The sequence below is a fragment of the Streptomyces sp. NPDC028305 genome (assembly GCF_055569495.1).
Map to the genome: position 1 here is coordinate 127,666 of NZ_JBVHTN010000004.1, position 19,562 is coordinate 147,227.

Annotated in this window: 23 protein-coding genes; 10 read left to right on the forward strand and 13 right to left on the reverse strand. The window is 71.4% G+C overall.

What is annotated here, in order from left to right; all coding sequences use genetic code 11:
* Positions 1–4: 4 nt before the first annotated feature.
* The 5 genes from ACZ4WQ_RS16790 to ACZ4WQ_RS16810 form a co-directional block, all read right to left on the reverse strand.
* On the reverse strand, positions 5–256 hold the full coding sequence (locus ACZ4WQ_RS16790; protein ID WP_311726307.1) for a gas vesicle protein GvpG: 252 nt from the start codon (positions 254–256) through the stop codon (positions 5–7).
* A gap of 1 nt (position 257) precedes the next feature.
* Entirely contained in the window at positions 258–1,019 is a 762-nt protein-coding gene (locus ACZ4WQ_RS16795) for a GvpL/GvpF family gas vesicle protein (RefSeq protein ID WP_385340631.1), read from the reverse strand.
* Positions 1,020–1,023: 4 nt separating this feature from the next.
* Entirely contained in the window at positions 1,024–1,527 is a 504-nt protein-coding gene (gene gvpJ, locus ACZ4WQ_RS16800; RefSeq protein ID WP_468022271.1) for a gas vesicle protein GvpJ, read from the reverse strand.
* 67 nt (positions 1,528–1,594) lie between these two features.
* A complete protein-coding gene (locus ACZ4WQ_RS16805) occupies positions 1,595–1,906 on the reverse strand; it encodes a gas vesicle protein GvpO (RefSeq protein ID WP_311726304.1) in 312 nt (103 codons plus the stop codon).
* 85 nt (positions 1,907–1,991) lie between these two features.
* A complete protein-coding gene (locus ACZ4WQ_RS16810) occupies positions 1,992–2,744 on the reverse strand; it encodes a FadR/GntR family transcriptional regulator (RefSeq protein WP_398370916.1) in 753 nt (250 codons plus the stop codon).
* A 227-nt stretch (positions 2,745–2,971) separates the two neighbouring features.
* On the opposite strand from ACZ4WQ_RS16810, the gene ACZ4WQ_RS16815 reads away from it, so the two are divergent.
* From ACZ4WQ_RS16815 to ACZ4WQ_RS16840, 6 genes are all read left to right on the forward strand, one after another.
* Positions 2,972–4,354 (forward strand): MFS transporter, encoded by a 1,383-nt coding sequence (locus ACZ4WQ_RS16815; protein WP_385340626.1) that lies wholly within the window; start codon positions 2,972–2,974, stop codon positions 4,352–4,354.
* Positions 4,355–4,420: 66 nt separating this feature from the next.
* Entirely contained in the window at positions 4,421–6,154 is a 1,734-nt protein-coding gene (locus ACZ4WQ_RS16820) for a dihydroxyacetone kinase family protein (RefSeq protein ID WP_468022272.1), read from the forward strand.
* 22 nt (positions 6,155–6,176) lie between these two features.
* Positions 6,177–6,647, forward strand: coding sequence for a ribose-5-phosphate isomerase (locus tag ACZ4WQ_RS16825; protein ID WP_361183216.1), 471 nt, complete (start codon positions 6,177–6,179; stop codon positions 6,645–6,647).
* A complete protein-coding gene (locus ACZ4WQ_RS16830; protein WP_358844954.1) occupies positions 6,647–7,444 on the forward strand; it encodes a triose-phosphate isomerase family protein in 798 nt (265 codons plus the stop codon). The genes ACZ4WQ_RS16825 and ACZ4WQ_RS16830 overlap by 1 nt, the downstream gene beginning before the upstream one ends.
* A 1-nt stretch (position 7,445) precedes the next feature.
* Positions 7,446–8,255: a sugar phosphate isomerase/epimerase family protein gene (locus ACZ4WQ_RS16835; protein WP_468022273.1), complete on the forward strand. Its 810-nt coding sequence runs from the start codon at positions 7,446–7,448 to the stop codon at positions 8,253–8,255.
* On the forward strand, positions 8,252–9,127 hold the full coding sequence (locus tag ACZ4WQ_RS16840) for a phosphogluconate dehydrogenase C-terminal domain-containing protein (RefSeq protein ID WP_385340620.1): 876 nt from the start codon (positions 8,252–8,254) through the stop codon (positions 9,125–9,127). Before ACZ4WQ_RS16835 ends, ACZ4WQ_RS16840 begins: the two co-directional genes overlap by 4 nt.
* A 60-nt stretch (positions 9,128–9,187) precedes the next feature.
* Here ACZ4WQ_RS16840 and ACZ4WQ_RS16845 read toward each other — a convergent pair whose 3' ends face one another.
* The 3 genes from ACZ4WQ_RS16845 to ACZ4WQ_RS16855 are packed head-to-tail and all read right to left on the reverse strand — an operon-like array spanning position 9,188 to position 10,463.
* The gene (locus ACZ4WQ_RS16845) at positions 9,188–9,388 is read right to left on the reverse strand and encodes a DUF397 domain-containing protein (protein WP_361182984.1); all 201 of its coding nucleotides are present in this window, start codon (positions 9,386–9,388) and stop codon (positions 9,188–9,190) included.
* Between the two features lie 9 nt (positions 9,389–9,397).
* Complete coding sequence (locus tag ACZ4WQ_RS16850) at positions 9,398–9,595, reverse strand: DUF397 domain-containing protein (RefSeq protein ID WP_311726296.1); 198 nt, start codon at positions 9,593–9,595, stop codon at positions 9,398–9,400.
* A gap of 13 nt (positions 9,596–9,608) precedes the next feature.
* Positions 9,609–10,463 (reverse strand): helix-turn-helix domain-containing protein, encoded by an 855-nt coding sequence (locus tag ACZ4WQ_RS16855; RefSeq protein WP_311726295.1) that lies wholly within the window; start codon positions 10,461–10,463, stop codon positions 9,609–9,611.
* A gap of 185 nt (positions 10,464–10,648) precedes the next feature.
* Here ACZ4WQ_RS16855 and ACZ4WQ_RS16860 point away from each other — a divergent pair, with 185 nt between their 5' ends.
* The gene (locus tag ACZ4WQ_RS16860) at positions 10,649–10,984 is read left to right on the forward strand and encodes a hypothetical protein (RefSeq protein WP_398370925.1); all 336 of its coding nucleotides are present in this window, start codon (positions 10,649–10,651) and stop codon (positions 10,982–10,984) included.
* A 58-nt stretch (positions 10,985–11,042) separates the two neighbouring features.
* Here the strand turns inward: ACZ4WQ_RS16860 and ACZ4WQ_RS16865 are convergent, their stop codons facing one another.
* Entirely contained in the window at positions 11,043–11,228 is a 186-nt protein-coding gene (locus ACZ4WQ_RS16865; protein WP_311726293.1) for a type II toxin-antitoxin system prevent-host-death family antitoxin, read from the reverse strand.
* Between the two features lie 123 nt (positions 11,229–11,351).
* Here ACZ4WQ_RS16865 and ACZ4WQ_RS16870 point away from each other — a divergent pair, with 123 nt between their 5' ends.
* Both ACZ4WQ_RS16870 and ACZ4WQ_RS16875 read left to right on the forward strand, forming a co-directional pair.
* Positions 11,352–11,711, forward strand: a complete 360-nt coding sequence (locus ACZ4WQ_RS16870) for a hypothetical protein (protein WP_311726292.1) — start codon at positions 11,352–11,354, stop codon at positions 11,709–11,711.
* The gene (locus ACZ4WQ_RS16875; protein ID WP_311726291.1) at positions 11,704–11,967 is read left to right on the forward strand and encodes a hypothetical protein; all 264 of its coding nucleotides are present in this window, start codon (positions 11,704–11,706) and stop codon (positions 11,965–11,967) included. The genes ACZ4WQ_RS16870 and ACZ4WQ_RS16875 overlap by 8 nt, the downstream gene beginning before the upstream one ends.
* Positions 11,968–12,196: 229 nt before the next feature.
* Here ACZ4WQ_RS16875 and ACZ4WQ_RS16880 read toward each other — a convergent pair whose 3' ends face one another.
* Positions 12,197–12,619: a hypothetical protein gene (locus ACZ4WQ_RS16880; protein WP_398370928.1), complete on the reverse strand. Its 423-nt coding sequence runs from the start codon at positions 12,617–12,619 to the stop codon at positions 12,197–12,199.
* A 197-nt stretch (positions 12,620–12,816) separates the two neighbouring features.
* On the opposite strand from ACZ4WQ_RS16880, the gene mfd reads away from it, so the two are divergent.
* The gene (mfd, locus tag ACZ4WQ_RS16885; RefSeq protein ID WP_398370930.1) at positions 12,817–16,356 is read left to right on the forward strand and encodes a transcription-repair coupling factor; all 3,540 of its coding nucleotides are present in this window, start codon (positions 12,817–12,819) and stop codon (positions 16,354–16,356) included.
* Positions 16,357–16,439: 83 nt separating this feature from the next.
* Here the strand turns inward: mfd and ACZ4WQ_RS16890 are convergent, their stop codons facing one another.
* The 3 genes from ACZ4WQ_RS16890 to ACZ4WQ_RS16900 all read right to left on the reverse strand — a co-directional run bounded on the left by ACZ4WQ_RS16890 (position 16,440) and on the right by ACZ4WQ_RS16900 (position 19,561).
* On the reverse strand, positions 16,440–17,783 hold the full coding sequence (locus ACZ4WQ_RS16890) for a nucleotidyl transferase AbiEii/AbiGii toxin family protein (RefSeq protein WP_398370932.1): 1,344 nt from the start codon (positions 17,781–17,783) through the stop codon (positions 16,440–16,442).
* Positions 17,780–18,439, reverse strand: a complete 660-nt coding sequence (locus ACZ4WQ_RS16895; protein ID WP_385340606.1) for a hypothetical protein — start codon at positions 18,437–18,439, stop codon at positions 17,780–17,782. The genes ACZ4WQ_RS16890 and ACZ4WQ_RS16895 overlap by 4 nt, the downstream gene beginning before the upstream one ends.
* Before the next feature lie 78 nt (positions 18,440–18,517).
* A complete protein-coding gene (locus tag ACZ4WQ_RS16900; protein ID WP_398370934.1) occupies positions 18,518–19,561 on the reverse strand; it encodes a DUF4331 family protein in 1,044 nt (347 codons plus the stop codon).
* Position 19,562: the final 1 nt, after the last annotated feature.

The window sequence follows — 19,562 nt, forward strand, 5'->3', positions numbered from 1 at the left end:
CGCCTCACCGGTGCCTCACGGGTAGGGACGGAACCGACCGCTCCAACATTTCGAGCAGCTGGTCCTCTTCTCGCTCGAACTCCTCGGGGCTGATCGCCCCCGCCTCCAGGTCCTCGTTCAGCGCGGCGAGCCTGGCGCGCAGGACCGCCGGGTCGTGCAGCTCGTGCTCCGCGGCGTCCACCAGGCAGTCCGCGATCCAGACCACCCCCCGGACGGGCGCCATGGGGAGGAGGACGAGCCCGCTCAGCAATCCCATGTCACGCTCCGCTCGCCACGCGATTCCCCCGGGGGGTGCCCGAGGTGGGGTCAGCGAAGCTGTAGCAGGGCAGCGGCCCGGTGAGGCGCAGCTCGACGTGGGTGTCGTGGGCCGCCGCGAAGCGCTCCACCACGGCCCGGAACCGGTCCTCCGCATCCCGGGCGAGGAGGAAGGAGACGTTGAGCACGCACCCCGGCACCTCAGGCCCCCGCACCTGCTCCACCGTCACCGCGGACAGTTCGGCGACCACCGCGGCCGACGCGGCGGCGGCCCGGCCGGCCAGCCCCCGCGCCACGGCCTCGCCCAGCCGCACGCTGGCCTCGTACCCCGGGGACCGGCGCGCGGCCGCGCGCGCCCTGGCCACCTCGGGGTTCTCCCGGATCAGCGCGGGCAGCCCGGCCTGGACCGGCATGGCCTTGAGGTTCATCTCGATCCGGCCGTCGAGACGGTCGAGCGCGGCGAGATACGCACGCTCGGAGGCGGCCAACTGGCCCCGCACCGACTCCTCGTTCGGGGCGATCATCCCGAAGCGCATGGGCAGCACCGGGCCGTCCGCCGCCAGCGCCAGTGCCAGGCCCTGGTGCGCGAGGAGGTCGCGCCGCTTGGCGCGCAGACCGGGCGGCGCGTCGCTGACCACGGCGGCCAGCTCCCCGGCGCGGAGCGTACGGACCGGGGCCGGGCCGGCGCCCACACCGGTGTGGCCGGGCGGCACCGGGTGGGCGGCGCGGACGACGCCGTAGACGTACACGCCCTGTGCGGCCACGGGGTCAGTCCTCCTCGTCCTCGGTACGGCGGTGGCGGGGGCGGGCGGGCGCACGCCCCCGCGGGGGGCGCTCCTCGTACCGGTCCTCGTCCCGGCCCTCCTCCATGCCCTCGTCCTCCGCGTCCTCGTCCTCCTCGTCACGGCCGGTCACGGCCTTCTTGACCTTGCCGCCCACCGTCTCCACCGCCTTCTTGGCCGTCTTCTTGGCCACCTTCTTGCCGAGGCCGGCCTTGCCCGCGCCCAGCAGTTCGGGCACGGTCGTGCTGCTGCGGTCGAATTCCAGGTCCAGGCGGTTGCAGGCCTCGGCGAAGCGGAGGTACGTGTCCACGCTCGCCACGACGATCCGGGCGTCGACCTTCAGGATCTCGATGCCGACCAGGGAGACCCGGAGGAAGACGTCGATCACCATGCCGCGGTCGAGGATGAGTTCGAGGACGTCGTAGAGGTTGCCCGAGCGGGAGATGCAGACGACGTCGTCGGTGTGGGTGGGGGCGTAGGTGGGGGCCATGATCGGAGCGTCCTTTCGATGGCTCGGCCTGGACTCCGGCCGGATGCGCCCGGCCTGCCCGGGCCGGTCAGCAGTCGTCGGCTGAGCCGCGCCGGTAGCGGCGGACCCTCCGGTACTCCCGGAGCTCACCTCGCTCGTCGATGTCCACCTCGTAGGTGGCCAGCAGGCTGGTGGTGTCGGGGATCCGGGCGACCTCCACGACGTCCACGCTGACGCGCCAGCCGTCCTCGACCCGGCACACGGCGCTGACGCCCTCGGCGGGGTGGGTTATCAGAGCGGCGAGCCGCTCGCAGGCGCGGCCGGCCGCCTCCGCCGCGCCGGTCCTGCGGGGTGCGTGGTCCGCCTTCGGGGGAGCGGTACGCCGCTCTCGCTCTGCCATGTGCCTCAGTCTGGTCACGTGGTGCGCCCGCCGCGCCTTGGGATGGGCCAATACGGTGGCTCAGCCCGAAGCGCCGCCCGGAGCGTTACCCCGAAGTGCCGCTCTCCTCCGTGCTCAGCGAGGACCACAGCCGCTCGCTCGCGCAGTGCATGTGCTCCGCCATGGCCCGCTCCGCCGCCTGCGGGTCGCGCTCGCGGATGGCCTGGAGGATCGCGCCGTGTTCCTTCAGCGTCCCGGCCACCGTGCCCTCGATGTCGCCCGCGCGCTCCATCCACACCTGAAGCAGCGAGCGGATGCTGTGGAGGATGTCGCTGAGGACGGTGTTCCGGGCGATGGAGGCGGTCTCCAGATGGAAGGCGATGTCGGCGTCGATGAACGCCGTGACGTCGCCGCCCGCCTCCCGCATCCGCTCCAGGTGCGCCTCGAGCCGTTCGACGTCCGCTTCCTCCGCGCGCTCGGCCGCCAGCCGGGCGGACATCGCCTCCATGAAGGTGCGCACCTCGACCAGGTCATGGGTGCGGCGCTGGCCGAGCATCAGGCCCCAGTTGATGGCCCGGGGCAGGAATTCCGAGGTCCCGGCGCGTACGTAGGAGCCGGAGCCGGGGCGGATCTCGATGATGCCGAGCACATCGAGCGCCGAGAGCGCACCCCGCACACTGGAACGGGCGACGTTGAGTGCCTCCGCCAGCTGGCGCTCGGCGGGCAGCCGGGTGCCGGGCTTCAGGTGGCCCTCGGAGAGGTGGTCCAGCAGCCGCTTGGCCACTTCGCTCACCGATGACTCCCGGACGACCGGGCGCAGCAGCGCGGTGAAGTTCGGCTGGTCGGGCTCGGCGCTCACGTGGCGTTTCCCCTCATGGACTCAGGTCCTCGGACATGGCTGCCCTAGTACATCACCAGGGCGGACGGCCCGGGGCGGCAGTGTTGCCGTAGGTGCTGGAGGTCCGCCCGTCAAGGGTTTCAAAAGCGACACACATCACTTTGGTTAATTGGTGACCAATTTTCGGAACGTGACCTAGCGTGTAGCCACCCCACAGGACAACGCCGTCCGCTCAGTCAGGAGCCGCCATGGGCACCGTCGCCCCAACCCCCGTCATCAGGGACGTAGAGAGATCGGCCGTGAAGAAGGTCTCGCGGCGTCTCGTCCCCTTCGTCGCCCTGATGTTCTTCGTGAACTTCCTGGACCGGACCGCGGTCTCCTTTGCCGAGCCCAACGGCATGGGTGACGCCCTCGGCCTCTCGGCGGCTCAGTTCGGACTCGCCTCCGGCATCTTCTTCATCGGCTACATCCTGCTGGAAGTACCCAGCAACATGGCCCTGCACCGGTTCGGCGCCCGCCGCTGGCTGGCCCGGATCATGGTCACCTGGGGGATCGTCTCCCTGCTGTTCACCTGGGTGCAGAGCACCGGGCAGCTGTACGGGCTGCGCTTTCTGCTCGGCGTCGCCGAGGCGGGCTTCTTCCCCGGGGCGATCCTCTACCTCAGCCAGTGGGTCCCGGCCCGCCACCGCACCAAGATCCTCGCGCTGTTCTACCTGGCCCAGCCGCTGACCACGGTGATCGGCGCCCCGCTGGCCGGGCTGCTGATCAACCAGCACGGGGTGCTCGGCCTGGACGGCTGGCGCTTCATGTTCCTCGGCGTATCCATCCCCGCGATCCTGCTCGGCGTCATCGCGTGGTTCTACCTGATCGACCGGCCGGCCGACGCGAAGTGGCTGACCCGGGAGGAGAAGGACTGGCTCACGGCCGAGCTGGCGCGCGAGAACGGCACGAAGACGGGCGGCGCGAAGGAAGCCTCCGGACACGGCGGGCGCGGCGCGCTCAAGGCCGCGTTCACCAACGGCCGGGTCTGGGTCCTCGCCCTCGTCTACTTCGGCTTCATCTACGGCCTCTACGCCCTGGCGTTCTTCCTCCCCACGATCATCAGCGGCTTCGAGGACCAGTACGGCACCCACTTCTCCGTGCTGGACAAGGGCCTGATCACCGCCATCCCGTACCTCCCGGCCGCCATCGCCCTCTTCTTCTGGTCCCGGCACGCCACCCGGCACGGCGTCCGCGCCTGGCATGTCGCGGGACCGGCGGCGCTCGGCGGGATCAGCATCCCGCTCGCCCTCTACATGGGGTCACCGAGCGCGACCATCGCGGTCATCACCGTCACCGCGTGCTCGATCTTCGCCGCGCTGCCCACCTTCTGGTCGCTGCCGTCCCAGTTCCTCACCGGAGCCGCCGCGGCCGCCGGCATCGCCCTGATCAACACCATGGGCAACGTCGCGGGCTTCGCCGCCAGCTACATCACCGGCTGGCTCAAGGACTTCAGCGGCTCCTACTACCTCCCGCTCTTCGTGGTCGGCGGCTTCATGCTCCTGTCGTCCGCCCTGATGCTCTGGCTCTCCACCCGGCCCCTCCCGCAGGCCGCGGACGCCGAACAGGAGCTGATCGCGACCGGGCACTGACCCACCGCCCGGCCTGCCGTCACCACCCCTCACCACCCCTCACCCGCGGCCCGGAGGCCGCCCGCCATGACTCGACTGTTCAACACCCCCGCCGCCTTCGCGGACGAGGCCCTGGAGGGCTTCGTCGCCGCCCACCGCAGATGGGTGCGGCGCGTCCCCGGCGGTGTCGTCCGCGCCACCCCCACGGCCCCGGGCCAGGTGGCGGTCGTCATCGGCGGCGGCTCCGGCCACTACCCCGCCTTCTCCGGCCTGGTCGGCCGGGGCCTGGCACACGGCGCGGCGGTCGGCAACGTCTTCGCCTCGCCCTCCGCCCAGCAGGTCCACCAGGTCGCCAAGGCCGCGCACAGCGGCGGCGGGGTGCTGCTGACCTTCGGCAATTACGCCGGTGACGTGCTGCACTTCGGCCAGGCCGAGGAGCGGCTGAACGCCGAGGGCATCGACTGCCGGACGGTCGTCGTCACCGACGACATCTCCAGCGCCGCCCCCGAGGAGTCCGCCAAGCGCCGCGGCGTCGCCGGGGACCTCGCGGTGTTCAAGACCGCCGCCGCGGCGGCCGAGGCGGGCCTGCCCCTGGACGAGGTGGTACGCCTCGCCCGGCTGGCCAACGCCCGCACCCGCTCGTTCGGCATCGCCTTCTCCGGCTGCACCCTGCCCGGCGCCGACGCCCCGCTGTTCACCGTCCCCGAGGGCCGGATGGCGGTGGGTCTGGGCATCCACGGCGAGCCCGGCCTGTCCGAGGCGGCGGTCCCGACCGCCGACGAGGCGGCCGAGCTGCTGGTCTCCACGCTGCTGGCCGAGCTGCCGGAGGGCGTGGACACCCCGCGCGGGCGGCGCGCGGGCGTGATCCTCAACGGCCTCGGCTCGGTCAAGTACGAAGAGCTGTTCGTGGTCTACCGCAGGGTCGCCCGGCTGCTCGACGAGGCGGGCGTGGAGGCCGTCGACCCGGAGGTCGGCGAGCTCGTCACCAGCTTCGACATGGCGGGCGTCTCCCTCACCCTCTTCTGGCTGGACGAGGAGCTGGAGCCGCTGTGGACGGCCCCGGCCGACGCCCCCGCGTACCGCAAGGGGGCACTGGAGCCGGCCAGTGTCAGCTCCGAGGGCTTTGCGGAGGAGCAGCCCGAGCAGACCACCGTCCCCGAGGCGAGCGAGGAGTCGCGCGCCGCGGCCCGTACGGCGCTGGACGCGCTGGCCGCGGTCGTACGGACCATCGACGCGCACGCCGACGAGCTCGGCCGCATCGACGCGGTCGCGGGCGACGGCGACCACGGCATCGGCATGCGGCGCGGCTCCGAGGCCGCGTACGAGGCCGGGCGCCGCGCCCAGGGCCTCGGCGCGGGCGCCGGCACCCTGCTGTGCCACGCCGCCGACGCCTGGGCCGACCGGGCCGGCGGCACCTCCGGCGCGCTGTGGGGCGTCATCCTGCGCCAGGTCGGCACCGCCCTCGGCGACACGGAACGGCCCGACGCGGCCGCCGTCAGCAGGGGCGTGACCGCCGCGGCCGACGGCGTCATGCGGCTCGGCAAGGCGGAAGTCGGCGACAAGACGATGGTCGACGTACTGGTCCCGCTGGCCGGCGCGCTCGGCGAGGCCGTGGCCGAGGGCCGGCCCCTCGCCGCCGCCTGGGACGCCGCGGCCACCGCCGCCGAGGCCGCCGCCAAGACCACCGCCGAACTCCTCCCGCGCCTGGGCCGCGCCCGCCCGCACGCGGAGAAGTCCCTGGGCACCCCGGACGCCGGTGCGGTGTCCCTGGCCCTGATCGCCCGCGCCGTGCACGGCGTACTCGCTGCGAAGAACGATTGAGATGGAAGCTGAGATGGCTCAGATGAACGACAAGCTCCGTATCGTCGTCGGCTCCGACGACGCCGGTTACGACTACAAGGAGATCCTGAAGGCGGACCTGGCGGCCAGCGAGCTGGTCGAGTCGGTCCAGGACGTGGGCGTGGACGCCGACGGCCACACCGCGTACCCCAAGGTCGCCATCGCCGCCGCCGAGCTGGTCGCGGCGGGCAAGGCGGACCGCGCGCTGCTGGTCTGCGGCACGGGCCTGGGCGTCGCCATCGCCGCCAACAAGGTCAAGGGCATCCGGGCGGTCACCGCCCACGACAGCTTCTCCGTCGAGCGCGCCATCCTCAGCAACAACGCCCAGGTCCTCACCTTCGGCCAGCGCGTGGTCGGCCTGGAGCTGGCCCGCCGCCTGGTGCGCGAGTGGCTCACCTACCGCTTCGACACCACCTCGGCGTCGGCCGCCAAGGTCGAGCTGATGTGCGCGTACGAAGAGGGCACGGCCGCCTGATGCCCCGACCCGCCTCCGTCACCATCGGCGTGAGTCTCAAGATGTACTTCGGCCACCACGAGACGCTCAACTGGTGCCGCCGCATCGCGGACATCGCCGACCGCCACCCGGCCGTCACCGGCGGCCTGGCCGAGGTCTTCGTCCTCCCCTCCTTCCCCACCCTCGTTCCGGCCGGCGGCCTGCTGGCCGGCACCGGGGTGCGGGTCGGCGCCCAGGACCTGTGCGCCCAGGACACCGGGGCGTACACCGGCGAGGTCAGCGGCGCCCAGCTCAAGGAGATCGGCTGCGGCTACGCCGAGGTGGGGCACGCCGAGCGGCGCCGCCTCTTCCACGAGGACGAGGCGGTCGTGGCTGCGAAGACCGCCGCCGCGCTGCGCAACGGGCTCACGCCCGTGCTGTGCGTCGGCGAGCCCGAGCGCACCGACGCCGAGCGGGCCGCCGCCCGCTGCGTCGCCGAGGTCGAGTCCGCTCTGGCTGACGCCGAGCGGGCGGGGGCGCTCGGCCCGCTGATCGTGGCGTACGAGCCCCAGTGGGCCATCGGCGCGCCCGAACCGGCCTCGCCCGAGCACATCCGCGCGGTGTGCGCGGCGTTGTCCGCATGGCTCGACGGGCGGGAGCCGCTGGCCGGCAGCCGCGTCGTGTACGGCGGCAGCGCGGGCCCGGGGCTCCTCACCCGGCTCGGCCGGGAGGTCGGCGGGCTCTTCCTGGGCCGCTTCGCGCACGACCCGGCGGCGTTCGAACAGATCCTGGACGAGGCGCTGGCCCTGCACGGGACGCCTGTGGCGGGGGGTGTGTGAGATGGCCCTCGGCCTGAGCACATACGCGTACTTCTGGCAGATCTCCAGCAAGGCGCCCAGGCGCCTGACGCTGCCGGACCTGCTGCACCGCACCCGGGAGCTGGGCGTCGGGGTCTTCCAGATCTGCGACTACCCGCTGATCGAGACGTTCGACGACGCGCAGCTCGCGGAGGTGCGCACCATGGCCGACGACCTCGGCATCCAGCTGGAACTCGGCACGCGCGGGGTCCGCCCGTCGCATCTGCTGAAGTACCTCGACCTGGCGGACAAGCTGGGCGCGACCTTCGTCCGCTCCATGCTCAACACCAACGACCACCGGCCGACCGTGGACGAGGCCGTCGCCCTGCTGCGCGAGGCGCTGCCCGCGTACGCCGAGCGCGGCGTGACTCTCGGGCTGGAAACGTACGAGCAGGTCTCCACGGACGACCTGCTGGCCGTTGTCACCGGGGTCGACAGCCCGCACCTCGGCGTCTGCCTGGACCCCGGCAACAGCGTGGCCCGCCTGGAGCGGCCCGCCGACGTCATCGACCGCACCGCCCCGTACGTGGTCAACATCCACGTCAAGGACTTCTCCTTCACCCGCCGCGACGGCTGGGTCGGCTTCACCTTCGCCGGCTGCCCCCTGGGTGAAGGCCTGCTCGACTACGGCCACATGGTCGGCGCGGTCCGCCCCGAGGAGCGGGGCGTCAACCAGATCGTGGAGCACTGGCTCCCGTGGCAGGGCGGTTTCGAGGAGACCGCCCGACTCGAAGACGCGTGGACCAAGCACAGCGTCACCACCCTGAACACCCTGATGAGGAGCGCCTCATGACCACCCCCACCGCCCACGAGCCCAAGACCGTCGCCGTCGTCGGCGCCGCCGGAAAGATGGGCCTGCGCGTCTCGGCGAACCTCGAGAAGAGCGACTTCCGCGTTCTGTTCAGCGAGAACTCCCCCAAGGGCCAGGAGATCCTGGCCGAGCTCGGCCGCGAGGTCGTCGACTCCGCCAAGGCCGCCGCCGAGGCGGACGTCGTCATCCTGGCCGTCCCCGACCGCGTCCTCGGCGCGGTGTCCGAGGCGCTGGTGCCGGTGATGAAGCCCGGTTCGGTCGTCCTCACCCTCGACCCGGCCGCCGCCTACGCCGGCCTGCTCGCCCGCCGCGATGACGTCTCCAACGCCTGCGCGCACCCCTGTCACCCCTCGGTCTTCCTGGAGCGCACCACCAAGGAGGAGTGGGCCGACACCTTCGGCGGCATCGCCGCGCCCCAGGAGGTCGTCGCCGCGTTCGAGTCCGACGACGAGGTGGCCCGCGAGCTGACCGAGACCGTCATCCGCACCATGTACGCGCCGGTCGTGGACGTCCACTGGGTCACCGTCAAGCAGCTGGCCGTGCTGGAGCCGACCCTCGTCGAGACCATCGCCTGCATGGTCGGCGCGCTGCTGACCGAGGCCCTCCACGAGACCGTCCACACGGTGGGCGTCCCGGAGTCCGCCGCCCGCGCGATGCTCCTGGGCCACACCCAGGTCGCCCTCGCCAACACCCTCAAGGGCGACAACCCGTTCTCGGACGCGTGCCTGATCGCGATGGACTACGGGCGTGAGTCGATCGTGCGCGACGACTGGAAGAAGGTCTTCCAGGACGACGAGCTCGACAAGGTCATCACGCGGATGCTGAAGATCAAGGAGATCCGCCGCGCGGCGTGAGTCTGTGCCCGCCCGGCAGGGACGGGAGGGGCGGCCAGCGGGCCCGGCGGGCTCGCTGGCTCAGCCCGACGCGAGCTGGTCGAAGGCGCCGGCCTTGACGGCGCGTATGAAGACGCCGAACGTGGCGGGGCGGGTGGTGAGTATGACGTCCGGCTCGTCGCTCTCCCGCAGCCGCACGGTGTGGCTTTCCCCTGTGGCCATGTAGACGCAGTTCCCCGCGTTCGGGCTGTACGACGACTTCCGCCAGTTGTCGGTGGGCATACCTGCTCCTTACGGGCTGAGATGCTCGAACTCGCCTGTCTTGGCCGCGCGTATGAAGGCACGGAAAGTGGCGGGGGCGACGGCGAGTTTGACGTCCGGTGCGTCGCTCTCGCGTATGTGGACCCAGCCGTTGCCATCGGCGCCGATGTTGACGCAGTTGCCCGCGTTGCCGCTGTAGGACGATTTCCGCCAGTTGTAGGTGGACACAGACGTTCCTTCGCTAGAGGCTCTGCGCGATGCGGCGAATCATGTCGCGTGACTGCGCGGGCTTCAACGCGAGGGCTTCCAGCCGGTCCAGCGTGCTGCGGTACCAGGTGAGTTGAGGTTGGGTGTCCAGGAACTCGGAGCCGTGGTCCGTATCAAGCTGCACAGTGTCCAGGCGCGTGACCTCTCCGCAGCAGTAGATGATTCCCTGCCCAGAGTTGGGGAAGGCGCCCGCCCCGAAGGGGATCACCAGCACGGTGATGTGTTCCCGCTCGCTCATCGTCAGCAGGTACTCAAGCTGTGCGCGGGCCACGCCAGGGCCACCGAATTCCATCCGCAGAGCAGCCTCGTGGATGGTCGCGGTCAGCGGGGTCGGCTGCTCGCCGTGCAACACCGCCTGCCGTTTGATCCGGTGGGAGATCCGGTGCTCCACCTCGTGTGGTGCGAGGGGCGGCTCGACCGCGCTGATGATCGCGTGAGCATGGTCCCTGGTCTGCAGGACACCCGGCATGTGGATGACGGATGCCACCCGCATGGCCTGGGCGTGATGCTCCAACTCGGCCATGTCGAGCATGCTCGGCGGGAGGATGTCGCGGTATTCGTCCCACCAGCCCCGGGTCCGGCCGCCGGTCATCTCCGCGAGCGCTTCGACCAGCGCCTGATCCGCGCAGCCGTACGCCCGCCCCATAGCGCGTACCCGGTCGGCGCTCACCGCGTAGCCCCCGGACTCGATACTGCTGACGCGCGACTGCGATGAACCGAGCAGTACGCCGGCCTGTGTGGCGTTGAGCTCTGCCTGTTCCCGTAGCCGACGCAGTTCGGCACCCAGCCGACGTTGCCGAATGGTCGGCGGAAGCTTGATCCGGGCCATCGTGCTTTCCCTCTCGCTCACGCGTGGTGCCGTTCACCCACACGAGGGGTGTTATGACGTATCCCATCGATTGAGTTCACTGGATCATAGCTCGTGGCTATGGTGTAACTCACACCCGGGGGCGGGGAATGGTCCCGTTAGTCGCGTACGCCCTGCCCAACTCCTCCTCGTGACGGGAGACTTCCATGGTCACCGTATCCCCCCAAAAACCCACCACCGCGTCGTTCGATTTCGACCAGGAGGTGTGCGCACTCGTGCTCGGCACCGCACCTCGTATGTTCGCCGTGGTCCAGGAGTATGACCTGGAGACGGAGCACGCGGACGGCCACGTCGCTGCCTGGGGCATGGCGTACGACGACGGCAGCGCGCACGTGATCGGTGTCGGCGGGGCGGTGACGATGTCGCTCGGCTCACCGGAGCGCGCGGTGTGGCACTGCGGGCGACGCAAGGGCGTCTCCGCCCGGCTGGTGTGGCTCGCACCGGGGGCGGGTGCCGCCTTCAATCGGGCCGAGGCCGCGTGACGGCATCGAACGGATCCGCCGCCTCCCGGTGCGAGATCTTCACACCGGGGGCGGCAGATCAGGTCTGTTCCAGCCCCAGTCGCCTGCGGACCTCTTCGTGCGGGATGCCTACGAACGTGCCGTTCGCCTGGCGGGCCCGGTAATCGGCCAACGCCAGAGCCTCCTCAGGCTCGGCCGGTTGTTGGAGGTCTGTTATCGCGGCGGTGGGTCGGCTGTGGTCGAGGGTCGGCGGCATATCGCTCATATGGTGAAACGTATACATCGAGTCTCTTGGGTCTGGCGGAATCGCGCCAAGGGCGCATCCGGCCCATCCGACACCCTCGCTTGTCGTACGGTGATCGGGGCACCCTTGGAGGGCGGAGGACACATGACCACGCAGCCGGTTCACGATGGTGGGGCGCTCATCCCCAGACCCGAGAAGACCTTCCCCGCACTGCGTGCCGCACTCGCGCAAGTCGCGCCCTCCCGTCTGGCGGAGATGACGTCCGAGCGGGACACGGTCTTCACGATGGCCACCCAGTCCAACAACTTCGGGCCCATCGCCATGTTTCAGCTCAAGTGGGCCACTGTGATCGAGGTCGAGCGGTTTCCCGACGTGGCACGGCGCCTGCACGCTGCCGAGCACGCCGCTCAGACGCTCGGCAAAGAGGACTCAAAGTGGCAGGCGGCCATGGATGAGATCCGGGAGATCATGCAGGCTGCACGCGCGCAGGTTGCCCATGGGTGACTGGGGCTGGGAGTACAACCCAGACGCCCACCATGTCATCGGCGAGACGCCGAATCTCGCCTTCGTCGCTCAGGTCGAAGCACGTGCGGATGAGCTGGTCCGCGCGGCAGCCGCTCTCTACCTGAACGGCACCGCCTACCAGGGGCAGTCGCCCGGTGTGCAGGAGGAAGTCCTGCCGGGAGGGATGTTCCAGTACCTGACGGTCGTAAGACAGGAGCGCTTGTACATCGTCCAGGTAACCCCCTGGCCTCTGTAAGGCCGGGCCCAGCAGCGGCGGCCAGTCGCAGGATCGGGATCCAAGGAGATGCCGGGACGTCTCAACGACCGGCCTGGGGTCGGTGCGCATGATGACCCAAGCGCGCTAGGGTTCCCGCGTGCCTGCTCGCCGAGGCTCTCCCAGCCCTTGGCCGAGGCCGCGTCCGCGAAGCGGACTTCCCAGTGGCCTTCCGGCGCCGGTGGTGCGGCCCGGTCTCCCCGACCCGCGCTCATTCGATGTCCCTCGGGTCCGGCACCGGGCCGTAGTCCTCGCCGTGGTCCCTGGTCAGGGCGGCCAGCAACTCCGGGTCGGAATGGACCTCGGCGGTGTGCTGCCATGCGATGAGCATCTGAGCCACGGGCGCACTGTCGCCGACCGAGTCGGCTGCCCGGATGGTGTCGGCCAGTTCGACGGTGAAGGCGTTGACGTCGGCCTCAGGCAGGAGATGGACCCAAGGGAAGGCGTCCGGCCGTGCAGCCGCTGCCGCATCGACAGAGCTGTGCGTCAACGTTGAGCGCGAGCGTTCTTCATGCGCGAGGGCGCGCAGCTGCTCCCAGCTCGCCCTCCGCACTTCGGGCCGCAACCCCTCGCCTTCCGCACTGGCGTCCTCCAGTGTGAACGGTCGGCTGCGCTGCGGGTGGTGAGTCGACATGGCGCCATCGTGCCGCAAGGGTGACCCGGCGTAGCTGTGAATGTGCGGATGGTTCGCCTGTGTGGTAGGGGTGGCGCCCGGGTCGTCGCCGGACCCGGCGGACGTTGTCGGCGGGGGGCCGTACTCTGGAAGACCCCCGGCCCGTGTGACGTGTCGGGCCATTCGCGTTGTTCGCCTCCGGGATGGAATAGCCCCTTATGAGCCTTACCGGTCTGCTCGACGCCGTCGTACGGGACCCCGCGCTCGCCGAGGCGGTCGAGGCCGCCGCGGGCGGCGGGCGGCACCATGTCGACCTGGTCGGCCCGCCCGCCGCCCGACCCTTCGCCGTCGCCGCGCTGGCGCGCTCCGCCGGGCGGCCGGTGCTGGCGGTGACGGCCACGGGGCGGGAAGCCGAGGATCTGGCGGCGGCGCTGCGGTCGCTGCTGCCGCCTGACAGGGTGGTGGAGTACCCGTCGTGGGAGACGCTGCCGCACGAGCGGCTGTCGCCGCGGTCCGACACGGTCGGCCGGCGGCTGGCGGTGCTGCGGCGGCTGGCGCACCCCAGCCAGGACGACCCGGCGGCAGGCCCCGTGTCGGTGGTGGTCGCGCCGGTGCGGTCCGTGTTGCAGCCGCAGGTCAAGGGGCTTGGCGACCTGGAGCCTGTGAGCCTGCGGTCGGGGCAGAGCGCCGATCTGGGGGAGATTGTCGACGGGCTGGCGGCCGCCGCGTACTCGCGGGTGGAGCTGGTCGAGAAGCGTGGCGAGTTCGCGGTGCGCGGCGGGATCCTGGATGTCTTCCCGCCGACCGAGGAGCATCCGCTCCGGATCGAGTTCTGGGGCGACGACGTCGAGGAGATCCGCTACTTCAAGGTCGCCGACCAGAGATCCCTGGAGGTCGCCGAGCACGGGCTGTGGGCCCCGCCCTGCCGTGAGCTGCTGCTGACCGAGGAGGTGCGGGAGCGGGCCGCTGCGCTCGCCGAGGACCACCCGGAGCTGGGCGAGCTGCTGGGCAAGATCGCCGAGGGGATCGCGGTCGAGGGCATGGAGTCGCTCGCGCCTGTGCTCGTGGACGACATGGAGCTGCTGCTGGACGTGCTGCCGGCGGGCAGCATGGCCGTGGTCTGCGACCCGGAGCGGGTGCGGACCAGAGCGGCGGATCTGGTGGCGACGAGCCAGGAGTTTCTCCAGGCGTCCTGGGCGGCCACCGCCGGTGGCGGCGAGGCGCCGATCGACGTGGGCGCCGCCTCGCTGTGGAGCATCGCCGACGTCCGCGACCGGGCCCGTGAGCTGGGCATGATGTGGTGGTCGGTGAGCCCCTTCGCGGCCACCGACGAGGACATCGAGGAAGACACCCTCAAGCTGGGCATGCGCGCCCCCGAGAGCTACCGGGGCGACACCGCCCGCGCGCTCGCCGACACCAAGGGGTGGCTGGCCGACGGCTGGCACACGGTGTACGTGACCGAGGCCCACGGCCCGGCCTCCCGCACCGTCGAGGTGCTGGGCGGCGAGGGGATCGCGGCGCGGCTGGACGGCGACCTCGCCGGGATCAAGCCGTCCGTGGTGCATGTGGCCTGCGGCTCGATCGAGTACGGCTTCATCGACCCCGCGCTCAAGCTGGCCGTGCTGACCGAGACCGATCTGTCCGGGCAGAAGGCGGCGGGCAAGGACGGGGCCCGGATGCCGGCCCGGCGCCGCAAGACCATCGACCCGCTGACCCTCCAGGCGGGCGACTTCATCGTCCATGAGCAGCACGGCGTCGGCCGCTATATCGAGATGGTGCAGCGCACCGTCCAGGGCGCAACCCGCGAGTACCTGGTCGTCGAGTACGCGCCCGCCAAGCGCGGCCAGCCCGGCGACCGGCTGTTCGTGCCGACGGACCAGCTGGAGCAGATCACCAAGTACGTGGGCGGCGAGGCCCCGAGCCTGCACCGCCTGGGCGGCGCCGACTGGACCAAGACCAAGGCGCGCGCGAAGAAGGCCGTGAAGGAGATCGCGGCCGATCTGATCAAGCTCTACTCGGCCCGCATGGCCGCGCCCGGCCACGCCTTCGGTGCCGACACCCCCTGGCAGCGTGAGCTGGAGGACGCCTTCCCGTATGCGGAGACCCCGGACCAGCTGACCACCATCGGCGAGGTCAAGGAGGACATGGAGAAGTCGGTCCCCATGGACCGGCTGATCTGCGGCGACGTCGGCTACGGCAAGACCGAGATCGCGGTGCGGGCGGCCTTCAAGGCGGTGCAGGACGGCAAGCAGGTCGCCGTGCTGGTGCCGACCACGCTGCTGGTGCAGCAGCACTTCGGCACCTTCAGCGAGCGGTACGGGCAGTTCCCGGTCGTCGTCAAGGCGCTGTCCCGGTTCCAGACCGACACCGAGGCGAAGGCGGTCCTGGAGGGCCTGCGGGACGGCTCGGTCGACATCGTCATCGGCACCCACCGCCTCTTCTCCTCCGAGACCAAGTTCAAGGACCTGGGCCTGGTCATCGTGGACGAGGAGCAGCGCTTCGGCGTCGAGCACAAGGAGCAGCTGAAGAAGCTCCGGGCCAATGTGGACGTGCTGACCATGTCCGCCACCCCCATCCCGCGCACCCTGGAGATGGCGGTCACCGGCATCCGCGAGATGTCCACGATCACCACCCCGCCGGAGGAGCGCCACCCGGTCCTCACCTTCGTGGGCCCGTACGAGCAGAAGCAGATCGGCGCGGCCATCCGGCGCGAGCTGCTGCGCGAGGGCCAGGTCTTCTACATCCACAACCGCGTCGAGTCCATCGACCGGGCGGCGGCGCGGCTGCGCGAGATCGTCCCCGAGGCGCGGATCGCCACCGCCCACGGCCAGATGGCGGAGAACGTGCTGGAGCAGGTCGTCGTCGACTTCTGGGAGAAGAAGTTCGACGTACTCGTCTCGACGACGATCGTCGAGTCCGGGATCGACATCTCCAACGCCAACACGCTGATCGTCGAGCGCGGCGACAACTTCGGCCTCTCCCAGCTGCACCAGCTGCGCGGCCGCGTCGGGCGCGGGCGCGAGCGCGGATACGCGTACTTCCTGTACCCGCCCGAGAAGCCCCTGACCGAGACCGCCCACGAGCGGCTGGCCACCATCGCCCAGCACACCGAGATGGGCGCGGGCATGTATGTGGCGATGAAGGACCTGGAGATCCGCGGCGCGGGCAATCTGCTCGGCGGCGAGCAGTCCGGCCATATCGCGGGCGTCGGCTTCGACCTTTACGTGCGCATGGTGGGCGAGGCCGTCGCCGACTACCGCGCCTCGCTGGAGGCGGGCGGCGGGGAGCCGGAGGAGGCCCCGCTCGAGGTCAAGATCGAGCTGCCGGTCGACGCGCATGTCCCGCACGACTACGCGCCGGGCGAGCGGCTGCGGCTCCAGGCCTACCGGGCCATCGCCTCTGCGTCGAACGAGGAGGACATCCGCCACGTCCGCGAGGAGCTGACCGACCGCTACGGCAAGCTGCCCGAGCCGGTGGAGAACCTCCTGCTGGTCGCGGGGTTGCGGCTGCTGGCGCGGGCCTGCGGGGTCGGCGACATCACGCTCCAGGGCTCCAACATCCGCTTCGGTCCGGTCGAGCTGCGCGAGTCGCAGGAGCTGCGGCTGGGGCGGCTCTATCCGCGGTCGGTGATCAAGTCCGCGACCAGGCAGGTGCTGGTGCCCCGGCCGGCGACGGCCAGGATCGGCGGGAAGCCGCTGGTCGGGCGGGAGCTGCTGGCGTGGACGGGGGAGTTCCTGACCACGATCCTGGGGGCGTAGCCGCCGGGCCCGCGTGTGTGGTGAGTATGAGACGGCGACACGCCGACACCACGGCGTGTCGCTGTCTCATACTCACCGCAACGTCACTGCGGGGGTGCCAGCTGCCGTGACGCCTCGACCGGGTCGCCGAGGGTCTCGCTCAGCTGGTGCGCCTTCCGGCTGAACGACCGGAAGGCGTACACGGCCTCGGCCGCGTCCACGATCTCGCAGTCGGCGCGGCCGAGCAGCTCGCGAGTGATCACGATGGCGTTCTTCGCGTGGATGTACCGATCGACCAGGCACTCCTGGAGCGCGTCCATGCCGGAGTCCGCCAGCAGCTTCCGGCAGTCCCGCGTCCACTGGGCCAGCCAGGCCGCCCGCTCCAGGTACTCGGCGGACTCACCGCTGTCGTCGTGGAGGGCGGCGAAGGTGGGGGCGAGGGCTTTGAGAAGGCGGGCTCGGTACTCGCCCTGGCGGCCCTTGATGTGCGGATAGTCCTTCTGAAGCTCGAACCAGTTCGCCTCGACGCTCCCGATCCACTCCAGGAGCACCGGATTCCGCTCGTAGTACCCGCCCTCCACGCCCTGGAACACATGGCGCAGCAGCGCGAAGTCCAACGCGGTGGACTCGGCCAGCAGGACCGCGTCGTACAGGTCCTTGCCCTCGGGGTGCATGTCCGTGATCAGCCAGAGGATCTTCCAGGCGAGGGAGAGCTCGGGCGTCGCCGCGTGGAGCCGGATCGGGGGCTCGGCGCCGGTGCAGTAGGGGATCGAGGTGAGGGCGGAGGGCGCGGGCAGCGGCTCGTTGAAGACGAAGTCGAGCTGGACCGTGCCCGGTGGCACCCCGTCCTCGCCGGGCGTCCACGGGATGACCAGGCGGCGGCCGGGGACGCGGTCGTACGTCCAGATCTCGTCGCTGACCGCGCCCCGGGAGTCGATGCGGACCGGCCCGGCCGCGCGCCGGGCGCGGAGGTCGGCGGCGCGCGCGATGCCGTCGAGCATCCGGTCCGTACGCTCGTCCTCCAGCTGCCACGAGTCGGGGACCACGACGAAGTCCAGGTCGCCGGGTTCGCGCGCGGCCTCGCCGTACCAGGCCTTGAGCAGCACGCTGCCGCGCAGCACCAGGTGCTCGGCCCACGGCGAGTCCGCGACAGCGGCGAGGACGAGGTCGGTGGCGCGGCGGCGGGCGGCGTACCAGCGGCGGCCGGCCTCCGCGTTCTCGAACTGCGGCTCGCCGGGCCGCATCGCCCGGGCGTGGTGGGCCATCGAGGGATCGAACACCGGGCGCTGAAGCACGCCTTCGCCGAGGACGGGCCGCAGCGACTTCGGCAGCCGCATCTGCTCGGCGGTCGCCTCGGTCAGCTCCTCCTGGGGGACGGTGCCGTCCTCCGGCCACGGGCCCCAGCCGAACGCGGTCCACGACGACGATGTCGGCTCTGTCTCTGTCATTGCGCTGCCGCCTCCTCGGGTATCCAGCCCGCGTCCAGGCCCTCGTCGCTGTCATACACGACGAATTCCCGTTCCATCGACACGATTTCGCGGCCGTCCGCGCGCAGGGCGGCGGCCAGCGCCTCAAGCCGGAGGCCCGCCGTGTCGCGGCCGACCAGGCGGCAGCGCTGGGTGACGAAACGCTCGGCGCGCCCGTCGGTTCGTATCCGGCGGGCGTTGCGGGAGAGGTGGGCCGTGTGCGCGGCGGCGAGCCGGGCGAGGGCGGGCGGTGCTCCGGCGGTGTCCAGGAGCAGCTTGATGTGGTGCTCGAAGTAGTAGCGCGGGCCGAGGGCCCGGCCGTCCTCGTCGGACACCGGCACCCCCTCCGCCCACGGCGCGGCCTCGACCTTCGTCCGTACGACCGGGAAGCCCGCGCCGGCCAGCCCGGCCGCCGCCGCGTCGGCGGCGGAGCGGGCCGCGGGCAGGGTGCCGTCGGCGCGCAGGGTCAGCATCGGCTGGGAGGGCACGCGGCCACGGTCGAGGACGATATGCGCGAACTTCCAGGCCCGCTCCGCCGCGTACCGCTCCAGCGCGCGGTACGCGACGGGGGAGTCCGCCCTCCCCGTGACAGGGCGGACCGTCAAATGGATCTCGAATTCGCCGGTGACCGTGCACACACCGGAGATGCTCTCAGGCGAGTGGTTCGAGTTTCGGGCCGGGCTGTCGCGGCTACCGCGGCGGCCGGGGCAGGGCGGTCAGTGCCGTGCCCCGGCCGCCGACAGGTAGGGGAAGACGTCGCCCGGCACCCCCGTGGCCGAGCTCGCGTCCAGCCCCAGCTTGACGGGCGCGCCGAGCACCAGTTCGAACATCACCTCCGGTACGCAGTCGGTCAGCCCGCGCCCGTTGCGCCGGTCGACCGCGAAGGCCGCCTCGCTGCCCACCTCGTAGCGCAGCACGTCGGGGAGGAACAGGTCCCGTACGCGGGCGGCGTGCGCCGCGGCGTCGGGCACCGCGCCCACGGCCGCCGCGGCCCGCTCGGCGGCCCGCAGGATCCCGGCTCCGTAGCGGCGCTGGTCCTCGGCGGGCTCGGTGGCGTTGAAGTCGATGTGCTGCTCGGCGTCTTCGAGGTCGAAGAGCGTGTTGAGCAGCGGGTTCGCACAGCGGTTGATCTGCCGCCAGCCGCCCGCGTCGGTGGCCAGCACGGTGGAGCCCCAGAAGCCGATGGCCGCTCCGGCGCCGCCGAGGGCTTCGTCCGGCACCTCCAGGACGATCGCCTGGACGTCGGTGCCCGCGAAGAGATTGGTGGCGTCGGCCGGGTCGAAGTCCGTCAGATCGGGCGCCGTGCCCTGCGCGATGGCGGTCTTCACGGCCGTGACGACCGTGCCCTCGATCCAGAACGGATCCCCGGCCGCGCCCGCCCACGCGCGCAGCCCGTCGGGCGTCCGCGCGGGCTCGCCGGTGGTGCCGGTGGTGCCGGTGGCGCCGGTGAGCAGCACGGGGCCGTCGGCGAAGCGGTCGCGGGCGGCCGGGCCGTCGAGGCGGCGCAGCTCCCAGCGCTGGCTGCCGTCGGCGGCCGGGGGCTGGAAGGTGAAGCGGTAGGTGATGTCCTCGACGGCGTCGCCGTCGGTGTCCATCTTGATCTCGTAGTGGCTCTCGTCGTCGTGGAAGCCGCCGCCGCCCGAGAGCGGGTTGACGTTGACGACGAAGACGGTGCCGGTGGTGCCGCGGAACAGGTAGGTGTCGCTGATGTCGAGCCGCGGGTCCTGGCGGGCGAGCTCGGAGTCGTGGTGATGGCTCATC